The sequence below is a fragment of the Altericroceibacterium spongiae genome, assembly GCF_003610805.1.
GTDB classification, from domain to species: Bacteria; Pseudomonadota; Alphaproteobacteria; order Sphingomonadales; family Sphingomonadaceae; genus Altericroceibacterium; species Altericroceibacterium spongiae.
In genome coordinates, this window is the sequence record NZ_RAPF01000003.1 from 472,264 (window position 1) to 490,569 (window position 18,306).

At 53.3% G+C, this 18,306-nt stretch carries 20 protein-coding genes, 1 tRNA gene and 1 pseudogene; 14 read left to right on the forward strand and 8 right to left on the reverse strand.

Annotated features, from left to right (window positions below; genetic code table 11):
- The first annotated feature begins 10 nt into the window (after positions 1-10).
- From fabZ to D6851_RS08235, 3 genes are all read left to right on the forward strand, one after another.
- Complete coding sequence (fabZ, locus tag D6851_RS08225; protein ID WP_120324386.1) at positions 11-481, forward strand: 3-hydroxyacyl-ACP dehydratase FabZ; 471 nt, start codon at positions 11-13, stop codon at positions 479-481.
- A gap of 98 nt (positions 482-579) precedes the next feature.
- Positions 580-810: a 50S ribosomal protein L31 gene (gene rpmE, locus D6851_RS08230; RefSeq protein ID WP_120324387.1), complete on the forward strand. Its 231-nt coding sequence runs from the start codon at positions 580-582 to the stop codon at positions 808-810.
- Positions 811-1,217: 407 nt separating this feature from the next.
- Positions 1,218-1,880 (forward strand): PAS domain-containing protein, encoded by a 663-nt coding sequence (locus tag D6851_RS08235; RefSeq protein WP_120324388.1) that lies wholly within the window; start codon positions 1,218-1,220, stop codon positions 1,878-1,880.
- Between the two features lie 81 nt (positions 1,881-1,961).
- On the opposite strand, the gene D6851_RS08240 is transcribed toward D6851_RS08235, so the two are convergent.
- Entirely contained in the window at positions 1,962-2,381 is a 420-nt protein-coding gene (locus tag D6851_RS08240; protein WP_120324389.1) for a GFA family protein, read from the reverse strand.
- Positions 2,382-2,384: 3 nt separating this feature from the next.
- The gene (locus D6851_RS08245) at positions 2,385-3,017 is read right to left on the reverse strand and encodes a prolyl hydroxylase family protein (protein WP_120324390.1); all 633 of its coding nucleotides are present in this window, start codon (positions 3,015-3,017) and stop codon (positions 2,385-2,387) included.
- Positions 3,018-3,220: 203 nt separating this feature from the next.
- Here D6851_RS08245 and D6851_RS08250 point away from each other — a divergent pair.
- The 10 genes from D6851_RS08250 to D6851_RS08290 all read left to right on the forward strand — a co-directional run bounded on the left by D6851_RS08250 (position 3,221) and on the right by D6851_RS08290 (position 11,411).
- A tRNA-His gene (locus D6851_RS08250) sits at positions 3,221-3,297 on the forward strand.
- A 52-nt stretch (positions 3,298-3,349) separates the two neighbouring features.
- Entirely contained in the window at positions 3,350-4,414 is a 1,065-nt protein-coding gene (locus D6851_RS08255; protein WP_120324460.1) for a Glu/Leu/Phe/Val family dehydrogenase, read from the forward strand.
- A 101-nt stretch (positions 4,415-4,515) separates the two neighbouring features.
- Positions 4,516-5,235: a heme ABC transporter permease CcmC gene (gene ccmC / locus D6851_RS08260; RefSeq protein WP_120324391.1), complete on the forward strand. Its 720-nt coding sequence runs from the start codon at positions 4,516-4,518 to the stop codon at positions 5,233-5,235.
- Between the two features lie 9 nt (positions 5,236-5,244).
- A complete protein-coding gene (locus tag D6851_RS17745; RefSeq protein WP_183030029.1) occupies positions 5,245-5,385 on the forward strand; it encodes a hypothetical protein in 141 nt (46 codons plus the stop codon).
- A 5-nt stretch (positions 5,386-5,390) separates the two neighbouring features.
- Positions 5,391-5,840, forward strand: a complete 450-nt coding sequence (gene ccmE / locus D6851_RS08265; protein ID WP_183030034.1) for a cytochrome c maturation protein CcmE — start codon at positions 5,391-5,393, stop codon at positions 5,838-5,840.
- The gene (locus tag D6851_RS08270) at positions 5,837-7,783 is read left to right on the forward strand and encodes a heme lyase CcmF/NrfE family subunit (RefSeq protein ID WP_120324393.1); all 1,947 of its coding nucleotides are present in this window, start codon (positions 5,837-5,839) and stop codon (positions 7,781-7,783) included. The genes ccmE and D6851_RS08270 overlap by 4 nt, the downstream gene beginning before the upstream one ends.
- Positions 7,780-8,316, forward strand: a complete 537-nt coding sequence (locus tag D6851_RS08275; protein WP_120324394.1) for a DsbE family thiol:disulfide interchange protein — start codon at positions 7,780-7,782, stop codon at positions 8,314-8,316. Before D6851_RS08270 ends, D6851_RS08275 begins: the two co-directional genes overlap by 4 nt.
- Positions 8,317-8,345: 29 nt before the next feature.
- Positions 8,346-8,750 carry a cytochrome c-type biogenesis protein gene (locus tag D6851_RS08280; RefSeq protein WP_420797103.1) on the forward strand — a complete coding sequence of 135 codons (405 nt, stop codon included), beginning with the start codon at positions 8,346-8,348 and terminating at the stop codon, positions 8,748-8,750.
- Positions 8,747-9,400: a tetratricopeptide repeat protein gene (locus D6851_RS08285; protein ID WP_120324395.1), complete on the forward strand. Its 654-nt coding sequence runs from the start codon at positions 8,747-8,749 to the stop codon at positions 9,398-9,400. The genes D6851_RS08280 and D6851_RS08285 overlap by 4 nt, the downstream gene beginning before the upstream one ends.
- Before the next feature lie 91 nt (positions 9,401-9,491).
- On the forward strand, positions 9,492-11,411 hold the full coding sequence (locus D6851_RS08290) for a potassium transporter Kup (RefSeq protein WP_120324396.1): 1,920 nt from the start codon (positions 9,492-9,494) through the stop codon (positions 11,409-11,411).
- A 424-nt stretch (positions 11,412-11,835) separates the two neighbouring features.
- On the opposite strand, the gene D6851_RS08295 is transcribed toward D6851_RS08290, so the two are convergent.
- From D6851_RS08295 to D6851_RS17550, 5 genes are all read right to left on the reverse strand, one after another.
- Positions 11,836-12,486 (reverse strand): inner membrane-spanning protein YciB, encoded by a 651-nt coding sequence (locus D6851_RS08295; protein WP_120324397.1) that lies wholly within the window; start codon positions 12,484-12,486, stop codon positions 11,836-11,838.
- A gap of 1 nt (position 12,487) precedes the next feature.
- Positions 12,488-13,411 carry a signal recognition particle-docking protein FtsY gene (ftsY, locus tag D6851_RS08300; RefSeq protein ID WP_120324398.1) on the reverse strand — a complete coding sequence of 308 codons (924 nt, stop codon included), beginning with the start codon at positions 13,409-13,411 and terminating at the stop codon, positions 12,488-12,490.
- Positions 13,408-14,601, reverse strand: a complete 1,194-nt coding sequence (gene mtaB, locus D6851_RS08305) for a tRNA (N(6)-L-threonylcarbamoyladenosine(37)-C(2))-methylthiotransferase MtaB (RefSeq protein ID WP_120324399.1) — start codon at positions 14,599-14,601, stop codon at positions 13,408-13,410. The genes ftsY and mtaB overlap by 4 nt, the downstream gene beginning before the upstream one ends.
- The gene (gene dapF, locus D6851_RS08310; RefSeq protein ID WP_120324400.1) at positions 14,598-15,407 is read right to left on the reverse strand and encodes a diaminopimelate epimerase; all 810 of its coding nucleotides are present in this window, start codon (positions 15,405-15,407) and stop codon (positions 14,598-14,600) included. The genes mtaB and dapF overlap by 4 nt, the downstream gene beginning before the upstream one ends.
- A gap of 321 nt (positions 15,408-15,728) precedes the next feature.
- Entirely contained in the window at positions 15,729-16,037 is a 309-nt protein-coding gene (locus D6851_RS17550) for an EAL domain-containing protein (protein ID WP_147395446.1), read from the reverse strand.
- On the opposite strand from D6851_RS17550, the pseudogene D6851_RS18030 reads away from it, so the two are divergent.
- Positions 16,024-16,907, forward strand: a pseudogene (locus tag D6851_RS18030) (IS3 family transposase); the annotation flags it as partial. The gene D6851_RS17550 and the pseudogene D6851_RS18030 overlap by 14 nt on opposite strands.
- A gap of 49 nt (positions 16,908-16,956) precedes the next feature.
- Here the strand turns inward: D6851_RS18030 and D6851_RS08330 are convergent.
- Positions 16,957-18,267, reverse strand: a complete 1,311-nt coding sequence (locus tag D6851_RS08330; protein ID WP_120324404.1) for an MFS transporter — start codon at positions 18,265-18,267, stop codon at positions 16,957-16,959.
- Positions 18,268-18,306: the final 39 nt, after the last annotated feature.

Genomic DNA, 18,306 nt, shown 5'->3' on the forward strand with positions numbered 1-18,306 from the left:
AAGTTCGGGCATGAGTGACAATCAGGGGGCGCCCGCCTACGACATTGGTAAGATCCTGAAGGCTTTGCCGCATCGCTATCCGCTGTTGCTGGTGGATCGGGTTCAAAGTCTCGAAGTGGGCGAAGAAATTCATGCTGTAAAAGCGGTGAGTTTCAACGAGCAATTCTTTCAGGGCCACTTCCCAGGGCGGCCGATCATGCCCGGAGTTTTGCAAATCGAAGCTCTCGCGCAGGCAGCTGCGATTCTCGCCATTGAAACACTGGAACTTTCGGATTCCGGTAAGCTTGTCTATTTCATGGCGATTGACGGCGCGAAATTTCGTAATCCTGTGGAGCCCGGCTGTTTGCTCGACCTTAATGTCGGCTTTGTTCAGAAGCGGGCGCGTGTGTGCAAGTTCTGGGGTAAAGCCAGCGTCGCCGGGAAGATAACGTGTGAGGTGGAATTTACTGCTATGGTTGCCGATCCGCCGGCAGAGAGTTGAAGACTTGCCAAATCAGCGCAGTGCAGCTAAGCGCCGCGCTTTCTTGAATTATCCGAAGCAGCCGGTCGGTACCGGCGCACAAAGACGGAGCATATGCCATGAAGGCCGATACACATCCCGATTACCACATGATTACTGTCAAGATGACGGACGGTACTGAATTTCAGACGCGCTCGACTTGGGGCAGTGAAGGCGATACGCTCACTCTTGAAATCGACCCGACAAGCCATCCGGCATGGACCGGTGGTAACCAGCGTCTTCTTCAGGAAGGTGGCCGTGTGGCACAGTTCAACAAGCGTTTCGGTGGTCTTTCGCTCAAAAAGAAATGAGCGACACCATATCGATGAAAAAAGGCGGCCCGTCGGGCCGCCTTTTTTATTGGTCAGACAGTATCAGTTGCAAAAGCCGCTTTGAGGCGGAGCAACATATATACTGCTATGCCGAACGGCATTTTCGCATAATTCAGAAAAAGACGGGGAGCCGGAAAAAGGAGGGAGTTACTCCTTATCTGGCTCCCCTGTTGCGACCCGAACTGCGGAACAGTCGGCCAATCCGAGGAACTCATTTGTGCATTTGAAGAGTTCTTTCGTCATAATTGAGTTATATGTCGCCAAAGTTCCGTTGTCAATGGATCAAATTGCATCATTATAAGTTTATATGTGAAAGAAATGGATCGTATTGATATAAAGTGCAAATATATGTGCACTTTTGTGCATCAGACGTTACAAGGCGCCCTATGAGCGGAACCGATATACCTGATGAATGGCTTGTTCGATTTATCAGAGGCACTGTTGCTGCAACTTTCTCGGTTACGGCAGAGGGCTACGTTGTCGATGTGCCCGAATGGACGCGACTGACAGGGCAAACGGCCGAACAGGCGCGCGGGGCAGGATGGATGTCGGCCCTGCATGAAAGTGATGCAGAGCGCGCCAAAGCAGCCTGGCAGACGGCGGTCATGCACGGCACCAATTATAACACCGATTACCGGGTCCGGTGCGCCGATGGCATCTATCGCTGGTTCAACGCTCGTGCAGTGCCTATTTTGAGCACTGACGGAGAAATTTTGCGATGGGTCGGAGCGATATTGTCCATCCCCGGATCATTCCGTTTCGGACAGCAGGAGCCGATTGCCGATACATTTGACGATATCAGCCCTGCGGCATTGCGGGCCGCTCGTGCCATGTTGGGCTGGTCGGCAGAGAAATTGGCGGAGGAAGCCGATATTTCCCGCTCTACGATCAGGCGGCTGGAGAGCGATGATTCGAATATCTCGGCACGTCGCACCAATATCGCACGCATTTTACACGCACTGTCGAATCATGGTCTGATCCTGCTGGGGCATAATGGGGTAGTGATGGGCGTTACTGAGGACTATTCCTCTCCCCATATACGTGGCTGATCGAAGCCAGGCTGAATGACTGGCCAAGGCAGGCTTAGCTTTCAGTGCCGGTAAAATTCTGAAGGCCAGTATCCATATGGTTCAATCTGCCTCAGCGGTAAATCGCAGCCAGCCGGCCAGCCGACGCTTTCCATCATTGTCCCGCGGATGATTCTTCCCGTCAGCGACGGGGATTTCGGTAAAGTCGAAGGGTGACACGTCGTCCAGGCAGGCTGCGTTGACGCCATAGAGATCGGGATCGCTTCGCGCCTGGTGAAAGCAGTGAATACCACAATTCTGGCAGAAGTAATGCCGGGCGACGCCGCTATGGAAACTGTACATGGCGAGATCATCTTCACCTTGTACAATTTGCAGGCTGGCAACAGGTGTATAGAGGGCAACATAGCCTTTCATGGAGCAGATTGAGCAATTGCATCGGCTTCCTGTAAGCCCTTTTGGGAAGATGACGGAAAAGCGAATGGCGCCACAATGGCACCCGCCCAGACGATCGCTTCCGTTCATATGTTACCCCCAGTGTTTCTCCCGATACCATTTTGTTATCACATATTTGAGACCCTTGCGGACTTTCATGGCGTGATGAAGTGAGGCGGGATTGAGGCTGCCATCGGCACGGTGATTGTTCCAGCAAACCAGCATGCCGCGTTGTGGCTGGAAGGTCTTTTTCAGAACCTTGAAACGGGTTCCACCTCCCGCTTCGACATTGTTGAGATAGACCATAAAGGTCCATGTGCGCTGTCCGGCCACTGAGCAGAAGCGCTGGAAATCTGCGCCGTTGGGTTCGAAATAATCGGTGTGAGCCTTAAATTCCTGCCCCACAGAATAACGCTGGCCCTGAACGGGCTCCCCATGCGCAGGGGCAATACCGTTGAGGGCATAGAGGCGCGATTCGAGAGCTTTCACGGATTCAGCTTCAGGATCGAGATCGCATGTTTCGCTGGTGCGGAAATAATTGTCACCATTGGGGTCGGCAATGGTCGAAGGTCGGCGATTCTGATCGATCAGTTCCATCAGCGAATCACACAAGGACAGCGAAAGAAAATCGGGCTGATAAAAAAGTTCGAGCCTGGGGGAGGGGACGCGTCTTACACCCGGCCGGGCCAGGAGAATCTCTGCCGAAGTTTCACCGGGATTTGTCATGAATGGCGTGATAATCGCATGCCGGAGCGATTCAAGGGAGGTTGGGCAGGAAATAATCTTGCCGAATTACAATTCTGATGAAGTTTTTGCTTTTCAACTAGGCCTTCTTGTGCAACAGGCACGGCCCCGCGCCAATCGGCTCTTGACCGGGCGGCGATGAAGCCTGAAAGCGCGCCTCACGGCAAGCATGTCAGGTAATTATGGCGACTATAGCTCAGCTGGTTAGAGCGCCGGTTTGTGGTACCGGAGGTCACGGGTTCGAACCCCGTTAGTCGCCCCACTTCCCTCACATCTTGTCGCAATGAATACCCTTTGTTTGGAGTATGGATGAGATGACGGCTTTCTGGACTGAAGCGGATTATGATGAGCATGAACGGATTGAGTTCGTCCATGATCGCGAATCCGGATTAACAGCCATTATCGCCGTCCATTCGACTCATCTGGGGCCGGCAGCGGGTGGCACACGCTTTTGGCATTATCCGCAGGCGGAAGCTGCCATGCATGATGCTTTGCGTCTGAGCCGCGGCATGAGTTACAAAAATGCCATGGCCGGTTTGCCGATGGGCGGTGGGAAAGCCGTGATGCTGCTGGACAGCAAGAACACCAAGACAATGGAAATGCTGCATGCCTTTGGCGACGCCATCGATGCGCTGTGCGGGGCGTATGTGACGGCTGAGGACGTAGGCGCGTCGGTACAGGATATGGTGACCATTTCCGAACGCACCCGCCATGTTTGTGGATTACCCGCCGCTGAAGGCGATGCAGGGGGTGATCCCAGTCCTTATACTGCCATGGGCATCTTTCTGGGTATCAAAGCGGCTGTATCGCATCGTCTGGGTAAGGATGACATTGAGGGCGTTCATGTCGCTTTGCAGGGTTGCGGTAATGTGGGCAGCGGTGTTGCGCGTTTGCTGGCAAGCGAAGGGGCGCGTTTGACGGTGGCCGATATCAACGCTGAACGAGCTAAGGCACTGGCTGCTGCACTTGGTGCAGACGCCGTTTCGACCGATGATATTCTTTCTGTCGAGTGCGATGTGTTGAGTCCCAACGCATTGGGCGCGATTCTCGATGATGAAAGTATTGCCAAACTGTCCACGTCTATCGTGGCAGGCGGGGCGAATAACCAGCTCAGAAATGGCAGGCATGGCGCAATGCTTGCCGAGCGGGACATCCTTTATGCACCCGATTATGTCATCAATGCAGGCGGGATTATCGATGTAGCGCTGGAATATCTCGCGCGTGAGCAAGGAAAACCTTGCGATATCGATGAAGTTCGTGAGCGGATCGAGCAGATTCCGGTTCGGCTCCGAGAGATATGGAATGAAAGCGAGGAAAGCGGCCTGTCCTCTGACATAGTAGCCGATAGAATGGCGCAAAAGCTGATCGGCCGTGGCTGAGATTTGGCAGAAAACCGTGTAATGGAGCCCGGCGATCCGGTTCAGCCCTTGCGGGAGGGGACAGGCCCTGCCAAAGGAGCCGCGGAGCGCGGTGTTTGATAATGCACATTTTTGCCAATCCTAAACGATTTCTGGGGCTCGCTACCTGGCTGACTCCGCTACTGCTGGTGGTTGGGCTTGTCCTTACCGCCGGGGCGCTGACCTATGGCTTGTTCTTCGCGCCTGCTGACCGGCTAATGGGCGATACCGTTCGCATCCTCTATATCCATGTGCCATCGGCATGGCTGGGGATGGGGGGGTGGACCACAATCGCGATTGCCAGTCTGGTGGAACTGGTCTGGCGGCATCCGCTGGCAACGATTGCTGCCCGTGCTGCGGCGCTGCCCGGCGCGGTTTTTACGGCGATTTGTCTGATTACCGGATCGATCTGGGGCAGACCCACATGGGGAACGTGGTGGGTCTGGGATGGTCGATTGACCTCGATGCTGATCCTGCTGTTTCTTTATTTCGGTTACATCGCACTTGCTGGTGCAGTAAATCGTGAAGGGGCTTCGAGCCGTATTCCGGCGATTTTCGGTATTGTCGGAGCGATCAATATTCCGATCATCAATCGCTCGGTGGTGTGGTGGAATTCGCTTCACCAGCCACCGAGTATCACAATGGGCAAATCGGCAATCGATCCCGCTTTTTTATGGCCGCTATTGATTGCCATGCTCGGCTTTTCCTGCATCTTCGGGGGAGTGATCCTGGCCCGGATGCGTGCCATTCTGGCGGATATTCAGACAGAAGCACGCTTGCGGCGCAAGGCTTTATCGGCCTAAGGCGGATTTATGCGCGAAGCACTCGATCAATGGCACTTCGTGGTCGCGGCCTATGTAGTGGGAATTATCGGTACGCTGGCTATGGTCGGCTGGAGCTGGCTATCCATGCGCCGCGCTGAGAAGCGCCGGGAAAAGGTGCGTCGTAAATGAGCGGAATGAAGCCGAAGCACCAGCGCCTGGTGTTGCTTGTGATCGCGGTGGCTGCCCTGATCGGTGCCGGATTGCTGGCGGCATGGGCGCTTCGCAATCAGGCAAGCTATTTCTATGTGCCTAGCGATATTGTGGCCGAGCCTCCTGCGCCGGATAAAGCTGTGCGCTTGGGGGGCATGGTACAGGTCGGATCGATAAAGACGGCCGATGATGGTGTGACGGTTCATTTTGTGGTCAGTGACGGGAAAGTGACGGTTCCTGTCGTTTATGCCGGTATTGTGCCGGATCTGTTCGTTGAAGGTTCCGGCGTGGTGGCAGAAGGCAAAATGGGAACCGACGGTACTTTCGTGGCCAGTAATCTTCTTGCCAAGCATGACGAGAATTATATGCCGCGTGAACTCGACGATATGACCGATGCACAGGCCAGGGCAACCGTTTCGGAAACCTCCGAATGATCGCTGAGTTCGGTCTCGCGGCGCTGTGGCTTGCAGCAGCACTGGCAGCACTGCAATTTCTGGCCGGGATTCTCGCTCTCGGGGAGAAGGGGGCCGGGCTCGAAGCGGTTGTGCGTCCGGTGGCGGTGGTTCAGGCTGTGCTTTGTGCGCTGGCGTTCGGCTCTTTGCTGCTGCTTTTTGCGCGAACCGATCTTTCGGTGCTCCTTGTGGCGATGAATTCGCATGCGGCCAAGCCGATGGTTTTTAAGATTGCCGGTGCATGGGGCAATCATGAAGGCTCGATGCTGCTTTGGGTGACGGTGATGTCGCTTGCTGGTGGCCTGATTGCCTTGATTGAGAAACGCTTGCCTGAACGGACCATGCTGGCGACCCTGGCATCGCAGGCTTTCGTGGGTCTCGGCTTTTACGCTTTTCTGCTGTTTAGCTCGAATCCGTTTGAGCGTCTTTCTCCACCGGCGCAGGAAGGAATGGGGCTCAATCCTCTGTTGCAGGATATCGGTCTCGCGTTTCATCCTCCAACGCTTTATCTCGGCTATGTGGGACTGTCGGTGGCATTCAGCTTTGCTGTCGGTGCTTTGTTGACACGCAATGTGACGCCTGAATTCGCTCGTGTGATGCGTCCATGGGTACTCGGGGCTTGGATATTTCTCACGGTTGGGATTACCGCCGGAAGTTATTGGGCTTATTATGAGCTGGGCTGGGGCGGATGGTGGTTCTGGGACCCGGTAGAAAATGCTTCGCTGATGCCATGGCTGGCCGCTACCGCTTTGCTTCATTCGGCCAGTGTTCTGGCTTCGCGAGATGCTTTGCGCACATGGACCATCATGCTCGGTGTGGTGGCTTTTTCTATGTCGATGATCGGTACATTTCTGGTCCGATCGGGTATTTTGACAAGCGTTCATGCCTTTGCCGTCGACCCGGAAAGGGGCGGCTTCATTCTGGCTCTGCTGGCGCTTTATATCGGTGCTGCCCTGATACTCTTTGCGCTGCGTGCCGGGACCGTGTCGGAAGGCAAACACTTCGCTGCTGTCAGCCGTGAAGGCGCGCTTGTTATCAATAATGTTGCCCTGTCTGCTATTCTTGGAATTGTTCTGCTGGGTACGCTCTACCCGCTGCTGACCGAGGCTTTCGGGGTTCGGGTTTCGGTTGGCCCACCTTATTTCAATCCGGTGAGTGCCATCTTTGCGGCTCCTATGCTGGTTGTGCTGGCAATAGGGCCTCTGCTGCGCTGGCGGCGGGATAGGCTCGCGCGTATTCAGAAGCCCATTATTGCAGTTTTCCTTGCCGGATTGGCGGGGGCGATTGGTGTTTTTGCCATTGGCGGTGTCGAGTTACTGCCTTTTCTCGGTCTGGTGCTTTCACTTGCCATAGCGGTTGGAAGCGTCATGCCGTTAAAGGGGCGCTCATTGCGTCGGCTTCCTCTTACTGTTTGGGGAATGGTGGTGGCGCATTTCGGCATCGCGGTCGCTTTGTTCGGCATGTCCGCCGATACGGCTTTTACGCAACAGACTCTCATTGCTGCCGCCCCGGGCGATAAGGCGGTAGTCGGCCCGTGGACCGTGACGCTGAATTCCGTGGATCCGGTAGCGGGCCCCAACTGGACAGCGCTGGAAGGCAAAATGTCAGCCTCCTATCGTGGAGGTGTTGAGCATCATATTGCTCCGCAATCGCGCACATTTTGGGCGCCGCCTCAGCAGACCAGTGAATCTGCATTGCTGACGCGCTGGAACGGACAATTATACGCGGTTATTGGCGGTGCAACTGAAGATGGCCGCTGGCAATTGCGGTTGTGGTGGAAGCCATTTGTTACTTTTATCTGGTACGGTGGCCTTCTGGTAGCTCTTGGAGGTTTTCTGGCCCTGTTGGGGCGCATTTCAACGGACCTTAGGCGTCGTTATGCGACCCGTCGAGTGGCTGAACGCAAGGCAGAAGGTGCGGTATGAGAAATCTCCGCATCGGCTTATGGGCACTTGTTGCCGTTGTGATTGGCCTGTTTGCGCTCTTTGCTATTCAGCTTTCGCGACCAAAGGATGATTCGGTGGAAAGCCGGATGATTGGCAAACCTGTTCCCGAATTCGCGCTAAAACCGATTGTGGCGGGACGGCCAGGTCTTACCAGTGCCGATTTAAAAGACGGCCAGCCCAAACTGTTGAATATCTTTGCAAGCTGGTGTGTCCCTTGCGCTGCGGAAGCGCCGCAACTGGCTGAGCTGGAAGCGCATGGTGCCGACATTGTGGGTGTGGCCATTCGGGATCGCCCCGAAGACGTGGCAAGATTTCTGGACTTTTACGGCGACCCATACAGCCGGATTGGCGGTGATGACCTGTCCGAAGTGCAGATCGATATTGGTTCTTCTGGCGTACCCGAAACCTTTATCGTCGATGGCAAAGGCACTATTCGTTACCAGCATATCGGCGATATCCGGGAAGACGATGTTCCCCTATTGCTGCAAAAGCTGAATGAGGCGGCCAAGTGAAAGCTTTGATCGCTATCGGGATGGTCATGATGGCTTTCTGTGCATTTCCTCTGTCGGTTTTCGCGCAGGATAATATGCCTCCAGCCCCTTACGCCTATCGTCAGCTTGACGATCCGCAACAGGAGCGCAAAGCGCGTGAGTTGATGGAGACGCTACGTTGCCTGACATGCCAAAGCCAATCTATAGCTGATAGCGATGCACCGATGGCTGGCGATATGCGTCATCAGGTTCGTACGCGAATTGCCGCTGGACAGGAACCTGCTCAAATACGCCAATGGCTGATGGATCGCTACGGAGATTATATCAGTTATACGCCACGCGTGAATTCTGTCACTTGGCCACTCTTTGCTATTCCGGCCATAGTGTTACTTCTCGCCGGTCTGGCTGTCTGGCGCAGAATCGGGCGTCGTCAAAACTATAAGGGGGATGAATGAGCTGGATTCTGGCCATTGGTCTGGCCCTGATGTCATTTGTGGCGATGATATTTCTGTTTCATTTGCCGCGTATGGTTTGGAGCGCAATTCTTGCGGCTCTGATGCTTGGTCTTGCCGGCTACGCATTTCAAGGACATCCCAATGAACGGGGCTATCCTTCTCCTTATCGCGACATTGCACCGGAAGATGGCTGGGCCTTAGTGGAAGCGCGTAAAGAGGTAATTGGTGAAGCCCATCAGTCTGCAAACAATCATATGCTGGTGGCTGATGCTTTGATGCGTAAGGGGCAGTACGCTAATGCCGCTGCGGTTCTTGAGCGGTTGGTTCAAGACAATCCGAATGATGTTGAAGGCTGGGTGGCGCTCGGCAATGCTTTGGTAGAACAGGCAGAAGGGCATTTGACGCCGGCAGCGATAGTCAGTTTCGAGCATGCACAGAAAGTTGATCCTGAAAACCTAGCTCCGGCGTTTTTTATCGGAGCAACCCATCTGAGACAAGGTGAGTTGATAGAGGGACGTAAAACCTGGGCTCAGGCACTTGAAAAAGCATCCGAAAAAACGTGGTGGCGTAACGAGTTGCAGATGCGGCTCGATCGGCTTGATGAACTCCTAAAACGCCTGGCTGATATGCCCGAAGGTGGTACAGAATGATGTGCTGCAATGCGACATGTTGCCCGGACACTGACACGTTGCTAAGCGCGCTGCTCTTGCTGGCAGTTGCAAGAAGGGACTTTTCTTCCCGATGAGTGACAATACCGAATATTCTCCGCATGGCCTTGATGCCGAACGCAGCCCGTCTGCGAAGGTGAAGCTGGCTGCTGCTGCTGTCGGCATCGTGTTTGGCGATATCGGCACGAGCCCGCTTTACGCCTTCCGGGAAACTTTTGTCGGGCCGCATCCCTTGGCGCTCGATGATCTGCACGTTCTCGGTGTGGTTAGTCTAATATTCTGGTCCATGACTTTGGTCGTGTCGATTCAGTATGTCGCTATTCTCATGCGTGCGGACAATAAAGGTCAGGGTGGCACGCTTGCACTTGTTGCGATGATTTCACGCTATATCAGGAAATCTAGCTACGGTTGGCTGACCGTGATGCTGGGCGTTTTTGCGACTGCATTGTTTTATGGCGACTCGATGATTACTCCTGCGGTGTCGGTGCTGTCAGCCGTGGAGGGCCTGACAGTGGTTGAATCACGGCTTTCCCCGCTTGTTATCCCGATCGCCTTGATTCTGCTGGTTTTGCTTTTTGTTCTGCAAAAACGAGGGACTGCGCGAATCAGCACTTTGTTTGCGCCGATAATGATCATTTATTTTGTTACGCTAGCGGTTCTGGGGATCATTCATATTTTCCAGATGCCGACTGTGCTGATCGCCCTAAATCCCTGGTATGCTATCCAGTTCTTCATGACCGACAAGGTGCTGGGCTTTCTGGCGTTGGGTTCCGTTGTGTTGGCAGTTACGGGTTCTGAAGCGCTTTATGCAGATATGGGGCATTTCGGTCGTGGGCCGTTACGGTTGTCCTGGTTCGGTTTCGTGATGCCTTGTCTGTTGCTCAACTATTTTGGGCAGGGAGCGATGATCCTTAGTCTCGGGGATGCCGGCGCAGCCGAAGCCATCGAAAATCCGTTTTTCTTTTTGGCTCCGGAAGCGATGCGACTGCCGCTGGTTCTGCTCGCGACAGCGGCTACATTCATTGCCAGTCAGGCGGTTATTACAGGAGCCTACTCGATCACGCACCAGGCGATTCAGCTTGGCTTCATTCCGCGCTTGTCGATTCTGCATACCTCTGAGACCGAGCAGGGGCAGATTTATATTCCTCTGATTAACTGGGCTTTGATGATTGCGGTCATCATTCTCGTTCTTTTCTTCCGTAACTCGTCCAACCTTGCATCGGCTTATGGTATCGCGGTGACAGGTGCGATGCTGATTGATACCTGTTTGATGGCTGTGCTGTTGATGGCCGTGTGGAAGTGGCGCTGGTGGTATGCAGTTCCTGTAATGCTGGTTTTCTTCATCGTGGACGGTGCTTATTTCGCTGCAAACTTCACTAAGGTACCCGATGGTGGCTGGTTTCCGCTTTTGGTCGGTGCGGTCGCATTTACGCTGCTTACGACTTGGGCCAAGGGCCGCAAACTGATGCGTGAACGAATGGCGGAAGTCGGGCTGCCGCTTGATATTTTTGCCAAATCAGGTCGGAACAGCACTGCACGTGTGCCAGGTACGGCAATTTTCATGAATTCCGGTTCCAGCGGTACGCCTTCTGCTCTGCTGCATAATATCAAACACAATAAAGTGTTGCATGAACGTGTGGTGGTGCTGACTGTTTCGATTGGCGATATTCCGTATGTCGATCCGAATAATCGTGTTGAGGTGAAGGATTATGGGGACGGGTTCTATCGCGTGATACTGCGCTATGGCTTCATGGAGGAAACCGATATTCCCGCAGCCTTGGCTCATATCGATATGTGTGGTGAGCCGTTCGACATGATGAACACCAGCTTCTTCCTGTCACGGCAGACTTTGCTTGCAGCTGAGAAACCGGGCATGATGATCTGGCGTGAAAAGCTCTTCGCGTGGATGATGCGAAACTCCGCTACACCGATGGATTTCTTCCGCTTGCCGACGAATCGTGTAGTGGAGCTGGGAAGCCAGATAGCGATCTAGATTTGTTCTAATGATCCGCTGTTCCCGAAGTGGTTTCCCATACCTGGGGGCAAGCGGGTTCGAGCAGTTGTCCGATGCGTTACGGCGGTTGCCTTACGCAGCAGTGACCGATCAGTGTGGCATGGTCACTGACAAGTTGCGGTCAGTCAGTTTTCAACAGTATCTGCTGGGACCACTTCAATACGCTCGTAATGCTTACGCCGAAAGTTGTGCCGCAACCTGTTGTTTCGACAACGCTGTCGTCACCGGCTACCCGCAAATAGTCAGGTAGGCTCGTGCTATCGCTGCCCCTTTCATCCCCATCCAGTTATTTGGATACTACTTACAATCGTTTGGGTATAGATAACGATTTGTGAGAACGGAATATAGAGTCCAATATGAAAAGAGCAGCTGAAAACCGCCGCCTTGCAATTGCTATCGCTGCTTAGTCAGTTGGTGGATTTTTCACCACTTCTTCTTCACTTGCAACGGATAGTCCATGTTTGAGCAGCATGGGCAATTGCGTGAAGGTAAAAAGGAAAGAAAGCGGCATAAAGACCCATAACTTTGTTGCCAGCCAGTCTCCAAAGGAGAGCTGGTGGCGCAGCACTTCGTTGAGCACGGCAAGGAACAGGAAAAAAAATCCCCAGTTGCGCGACAGTTTGAGCCAGCCTTCCTTGTTCAAACCTTCAAAGGCCGCTTCGAGCAGCCATTGCAGAAAAGCTTTTCTTTTCAGCCAACCGCCAAGCAGTACAACACCAAAAAAGATATAGAGAGCGGTAGGCTTGACCTGCACATAGAAGGGATCGCGTAGAAGAATAGTCAGTCCGCCAAAGCCGACAATAAGGATTGTGGAAAGCCACAGCATTCGGGAAATAGAGCCAAGGCGCCACTTGGAGATGATTAAAGCAACAAGAGCTGCAATGATAAAAGCTCCAGTGCTTTTGACGACGGCGACAATGGCTCCCACTCCTGACACATCATTGGATGGGGATGAGAGTTTATAGACAGCCAGAAAAACCAGTAGTGGCCCATAATCGACCAACAAGTTTATCCAGCTCGATCTGGCTTTCTTTGGGGCACCATCCTTGCCCATGTCAGGCTACTCCGGCAATAACACGTGCAACCAGATCAGGGTCGAAGGGGCGCAGGTCCTCAATCGTTTCACCCACTCCGATAGCATGGATTGGCAAACCATATTGCTCAGCAGCTGCTACCAACACGCCACCGCGTGCTGTGCCGTCAAGTTTGGTCATAATAAGTCCGGTCACTCCAGCGACTTCCTTGAATATCTCGATTTGTGACAAAGCATTCTGACCATTGGTGGCATCAAGAACCAGCACTACATCATGTGGCGCCTCAGGATTGAGACGGCCAAGCACACGACGAATTTTGGCTAGCTCATCCATCAGTTCGCGCTTATTTTGAAGGCGGCCTGCGGTGTCGACCACCAGAGCGTCAATGCCAGTCTCCGTGGCCGATTTGACCGCGTCGAATACAATGCTGGCCGGATCACCTTTTTCCGGTCCAGTCACAATTGGAACGCCTAACCGGTCTGCCCAAACTTTAAGCTGTCCGATAGCGGCCGCCCGGAATGTATCGCCTGCCGCGAGCATTACCCCGTAATCATCTTCCTGAAATAGATGCGCCAGCTTTGCAATCGTAGTGGTTTTGCCTGATCCGTTGACTCCGATTACCAACACTACCTGTGGTCGGGGGAATGCTGTGACTTCAAGCGGCTTGGCTACCGGACGCAGAATAGCAGCAATTTCCTCCGCTACGGCTTCTTTGAGTTCTTTTTCGGTAATGGTCAGGCCAAAGCGCTTTTCCGAGAGTTTTGCTCTGATACGCGCTGCGGCACTTGGGCCGAGATCAGAGAGGATCAGTGCATCCTCTACGTCGTCCAGTGTCTCGTCATCAAGTTTTGCCGTGCCAACTGCGCCGGTCAGATTATGCGACAGCCGCTCAGATGTTTTTCGAAAGCCGCCGAACAGCTTTTCAGACCAGCCAGTGTCGCTCATTTCAGCAACCCTTTTTCCAGTTTTTTCGGTTTAACGTTTAAAATGCGTCCCGCAGGTGTTCCTTCAGGAAGCTGTATACGCGCAAAAGAAGGCGCGTAACCCGTACCATCCTTTTCTGCGAGTACTTGCTGCTCTGTACCGATCAGGTTGATCAGCCAGCGATCACGGCACTTTTGCGTTTCAGCACGTAGTTCGGCCGCCCGTTGCTTGATAATCGCACGATCCACTTGAGGCATGCGTGCTGCGGGGGTGTCCGGTCTCGGTGAATAGGGAAATATGTGGCCATGCACGATACCAAGCTCAGTGATAATCGATTTATTTTGAGCGTGCATGTCCTCGGTTTCTGTAGGAAAACCGGCAATGATGTCTGCACCAATGGCAAGATCTGGGCGGTATTTGCGCAAACGCCTAACGAGATCAACAGCATCTTTACGACTGTGGCGACGTTTCATCCGCTTTAAGATAAGATCGTCGCCCGATTGGAGGGACAAATGCAGGTGAGGCATCACTCGTTCTTCGCCAGCAAACAGATCGAACAGATCGGTATCGATTTCGACTCCGTCGAGAGAAGACATACGCAGGCGAGAAAGCTCTGGAAAACGCTCCAGAATGGCGTGAACCAATTGTCCTAAAGAGGGTTGCCCCGGTAAATCATGGCCCCAGCTGGTTACATCCACACCGGTCAACACCACTTCTGCGGCACCTTGTGAGAGGTGATGCTCTACGTCGCTCAGAACCTCAGAAATCGTTAGGGATCGGCTACTTCCGCGGCCCTTAGGGATGATACAGAAGGTACATGCATGGTCACACCCGTTTTGAACTGTGACGAACGCTCGTGTATGCTGAGCCAGAACAGGTCTTGACGATGCCGGAACATTCCAGGCTCGACTGTCAAGCTTTTGCGTATTGGCGATCAGCCCGTCCACTTCTTGCATTGCACTAAGTTGTTCGCGTTCGATATCAGCGGCACACCCGGTCACAATAAGGCGAGCATCGGGGCGGTTGCGACGAGCGCGACGAATGGCTTGACGTGTTTGACGCACGGCTTCGCTGGTGACGGCACAGCTATTGATGACCACCACATTGTTCTCGTCGGCAAGCAGAGCGCGAATCTGTTCGCTCTCGGAAATATTTAGTCGACAGCCAAGGGAAATCACTTCTGCTTTGGAAGGAGCCGGCGCTACCTTCATGCAAACTGATCCCAGTCAAAGCTTCCCGTAAAAGCAATGGTAGCGGGGCCGGTCATCGTGATGCGATTATCCTCGCCCCATTCGATTGTAAGTGTGCCACCAGGAAGCGTAATATTGGCGGTACGATCAACGAGACCTCGGCGCATAGCTGCAATAGCCGTTGCGCAGGCACCTGTGCCACAGGCCCGTGTAAGTCCGGCTCCGCGCTCCCATACATGTAAACGAATTGCTGCGCGGCTTTCGACTGTCGCGACATTCACATTTACACGATTGGGAAAGACCGGATCGGTTTCAATCAGCGGGCCAAGGCGCGCTAGATCTACTGCATCGCAATTATCTACAAAAAAAACAGCATGCGGGTTTCCGACATTTACAGCAACCGGATTTTCAAGATACTCCCAGCCAACGGGCATCGAAAGCGTATCCATTGCAAAAGCCAGAGGAATGGCGTCCCACTCAAATTGTGGTTCACCCATATCTACTGCAACGTCCTGTCCGGAAAGATGAGCGGAAATCAGGCCTCCGCCGGTTTCGATACAAGCAGGTTTTCCATGAAGCAGGGCAACGGCGCGGCTGGCATTCCCGCAGGATTCCACTTCACTGCCATCAGAATTGAAAATCCGCATACGGAAATCGGCACAATCGGAATGGTTCAGTAGAATAAGCTGGTCACATCCGACGCCTGTGCGCCTGTCTGCGATTTGGCGGGCAAAGCAGGCATCGACTGGTGGCAGTTCAGCTTCACGTGCATCAAGCACAATGAAGTCATTGCCCAATCCGTGCATTTTGGTGAAAGAAACACGCATTCTCGTCACCTAGGCGCAGATGAAAGCAATCGCAACGCAGCAATCCGTTTATCCAATCCCTTTGATCGAAGAAATATCAGGCGGAACCGTATCCTCTGAAGCGCCGACCACGCTCGACATTAAATTGGAGGCTGAACCCTTATCGAAAGGGGCGGGTGTTAAGCCTATGCCCATTAGCATTTCATATGTAGGCCGCGCATCTTGCGGGCGACCATAGAGGAAACCCTGGCCCTCCATCGCTCCAAATGAACGGAAGGCCGCCTGTGTGGTTTCGTCTTCAATACCTTCCGCAACAATTGGAAGATTAAATCCAATATCAAGCTAAATAATTGCTTTGACCAGCTTTGAGCGACCTCCATTGTGAGCGATTTCCAGCACAAAACTCCGGTCAATTTTCAATCGATCAAAGGGCAGGGCGCGTAGTTGGGCATCCGCTTCAATCAGGATTTTAAAGCGGCGTACCAGCATCTCTTGAAAGCTGGAAAGGCGAAGAAAGTTGCGATTGCAGCTGTCATGCGACGCATGGTCATCTTGGCGAACACGTTGCTGCGAGAACAGCGTGATTGGCAGCCTGCACGCCCTTGACCAAGACGGACACTCGACCGCCATTTCGCAAATGATCGCCTTCATCGATGAAGATAGGGATGTTTATGAGGTTGAGCCGATCTACAGGGTTCATCCACCTACTGGGAACGTATAGCGCAACACGGTTATCCAGCGCGACTATCAGCTCGTATGAAGCGTAACCATGCGCTCAAGCCTGAAGGTTTGCGCGTGTTTTTGGAGAACTTTGGCGTCTACGATATCCGCAAGGATTGACGGTAAATGCAGCGCGAAAGCTATCTTGTTGCCCGATCGACGATGGCCAGGCTGATGCGCGACTTTTGGGTGTTCTGGGAGTGATCCGGGTAAGCTTGTTCGTACCACGATGAGCGATAAGTCTGGCCCCATGTCCGCTCGATCATGTGAACCGGTAGTTTTAGGGTCCTGCACCAAACATGCTGTGGGTTTCAGATTATGCCTAATGTGTTCACCTGGGCGGGTTTCGTCTATGTGGCTTTTGTCATCGACACCTACGGCCCGCCGGATTGTAGGTTGGCGAGTAAGTCGGACGGCCCACACAAGCTTCGTGCTGGACGCTTTGGAGCAGGCACTTCACGAAAAGTGCCCATATCATCGTAGCGGCTTCGTGCATCATAGCGACCGCGGCTCTCAATATGTGTCTAATCGCTACACCGAGCGTCTGATGGAAGCCGGAATCGAACCGTCGGTGGGTAGCGTGGGCGACAGTTACGACAACGCTTTGGCCGAGACCATTTATAGCCTCTAAAAGGCTGAGGTGATCCACAGGCGAGGTCCGTGACGGTCGTTCGGCCGCCAAATACGCCACGCTAATGGGCCGACTGGTTCAATAATGGCCGCCTGCTGGAACCTATCGGCAATATTCTGCCTGTTGGGGCTGAAGAGCAATATGATGCAATGCTGGATAACAGCCCATGACAGCATAACTTAAACTAAAAGGCCTCCGGCAAACGTGCGGCGGTTCAGCTTATTGTTTCGCGGCATGCTTTTCGGCCCGGTGCAGCAATGCGCCCAGCCACGCGGAGATCAGACACATACCGCCGCTCAGAAGCAATTGTTCGACTAGCGCAATGCCGGCAGCACTTAATCCGGCTGCTAGCAAAGAGCCGCCCACCATCGCACCTGAGTTGACTATATTATTTGCAGCAACCGTACGGGCGGCCTGGCCCGGATCAACTTTGGTTGTGAGAAATGCGTAAAGCGGGACAACGAACATCCCGCCGGAAATGGCGATCAACATCAAAGTGCCAAGTACAAGCGGGGCAAGGGGCTGAGCGAGAAATTCGCCTACGCCCATCAGATCGCCCGACACATTTTGCGACCACAATCGACATACGAAATAAAACAGTACGACAAATGCGCCCATAGCGAGAACAGAAATTGGACCATAACGCGCTGAGACCTTACCTTTTAGCAGCGTGTTGATCGATACTGAACCAATGGCAACACCGATGGAAAAGGTCACAAGGAACAAGCTTGCAACCTCTTTGCTTGCTAACAGAACATTTTTTGCAAGGGGCGGGAATTGGATGAATAACACCGCCCCAATCGTCCAGAAGAAGCTGATGGCCATGATCGCGTAAAAGACTTCACGGTCCTTCATTGTGTTGCGAATGAGGGTGATGGATGAACGGATGACATGCAGATCGATGACTTGTCCCGTTTCGAGCGGAGGGGCGGCAGGTACTTGTCGGCTGGTCAGAAAACCGACAACAGCCATAATCACAACGATTATCCCAGCCACTTCAACGGGCACCCAGCCAGCTAGAATTGTTCCTGCTAGAATTGCGATATAGGTTCCTGCCTCGACAAGCCCTGTCCCGGCGAGAACCTCCTCACGATCAAGGTGCTGAGGCAGAATTGCATATTTGATCGGACCAAAAAACGTTGAATGAATGCCCATCGCAAAAAGCGCCAGAAGCATGAGAGGAATAGCGAGCGACTCAATCAGCATTGCTCGCCATGCAAGATAAAGACCCGTTGCCCCGCAGGTCATAATAACGATTTCAGCCCCCTTGACCCATCGGATAATCTTCGCCTTGTCACGCATATCTGCCAGTTGTCCGGCAAGAGCGGAAAGAAGAAAGAAGGGCAAAATGAACAGGCCGGAGGCAACGGCACTAAATTGGGCCTCAGCTTCTGCTGAATTATAGACCTGATACACGACGAACAGGACCATCGCGTTCTTGTACAGGTTGTCGTTGAAGGCGTTAAGCAGTTGCGTGACAAACAGCGGCAGAAAGTTACGTTTCTTCAGCAATTGGATGGAAGTCAAAATTGTCGGCCTGTGCTGCCTTGGGTCTGGGTCAGACCATTA

Bases quoted from the DNA above. Each gene is read 5' to 3' on its own strand.
- fabZ (WP_120324386.1), top strand. From the start codon at position 11: ATGAGTGACAATCAGGGGGCGCCCGCCTACGACATTGGTAAGATCCTG.
- rpmE (WP_120324387.1), top strand. From the start codon at position 580: ATGAAGGCCGATACACATCCCGATTACCACATGATTACTGTCAAGATG.
- D6851_RS08235 (WP_120324388.1), top strand. From the start codon at position 1,218: ATGAGCGGAACCGATATACCTGATGAATGGCTTGTTCGATTTATCAGA.
- D6851_RS08240 (WP_120324389.1), bottom strand. From the start codon at position 2,381: ATGAACGGAAGCGATCGTCTGGGCGGGTGCCATTGTGGCGCCATTCGC.
- D6851_RS08245 (WP_120324390.1), bottom strand. From the start codon at position 3,017: ATGACAAATCCCGGTGAAACTTCGGCAGAGATTCTCCTGGCCCGGCCG.
- D6851_RS08255 (WP_120324460.1), top strand. From the start codon at position 3,350: ATGACGGCTTTCTGGACTGAAGCGGATTATGATGAGCATGAACGGATT.
- ccmC (WP_120324391.1), top strand. From the start codon at position 4,516: ATGCACATTTTTGCCAATCCTAAACGATTTCTGGGGCTCGCTACCTGG.
- D6851_RS17745 (WP_183030029.1), top strand. From the start codon at position 5,245: ATGCGCGAAGCACTCGATCAATGGCACTTCGTGGTCGCGGCCTATGTA.
- ccmE (WP_183030034.1), top strand. From the start codon at position 5,391: ATGAAGCCGAAGCACCAGCGCCTGGTGTTGCTTGTGATCGCGGTGGCT.
- D6851_RS08270 (WP_120324393.1), top strand. From the start codon at position 5,837: ATGATCGCTGAGTTCGGTCTCGCGGCGCTGTGGCTTGCAGCAGCACTG.
- D6851_RS08275 (WP_120324394.1), top strand. From the start codon at position 7,780: ATGAGAAATCTCCGCATCGGCTTATGGGCACTTGTTGCCGTTGTGATT.
- D6851_RS08280 (WP_420797103.1), top strand. From the start codon at position 8,346: ATGGCTTTCTGTGCATTTCCTCTGTCGGTTTTCGCGCAGGATAATATG.
- D6851_RS08285 (WP_120324395.1), top strand. From the start codon at position 8,747: ATGAGCTGGATTCTGGCCATTGGTCTGGCCCTGATGTCATTTGTGGCG.
- D6851_RS08290 (WP_120324396.1), top strand. From the start codon at position 9,492: ATGAGTGACAATACCGAATATTCTCCGCATGGCCTTGATGCCGAACGC.
- D6851_RS08295 (WP_120324397.1), bottom strand. From the start codon at position 12,486: ATGGGCAAGGATGGTGCCCCAAAGAAAGCCAGATCGAGCTGGATAAAC.
- ftsY (WP_120324398.1), bottom strand. From the start codon at position 13,411: ATGAGCGACACTGGCTGGTCTGAAAAGCTGTTCGGCGGCTTTCGAAAA.
- mtaB (WP_120324399.1), bottom strand. From the start codon at position 14,601: ATGAAGGTAGCGCCGGCTCCTTCCAAAGCAGAAGTGATTTCCCTTGGC.
- dapF (WP_120324400.1), bottom strand. From the start codon at position 15,407: ATGCGTGTTTCTTTCACCAAAATGCACGGATTGGGCAATGACTTCATT.
- D6851_RS17550 (WP_147395446.1), bottom strand. From the start codon at position 16,037: ATGAAGGCGATCATTTGCGAAATGGCGGTCGAGTGTCCGTCTTGGTCA.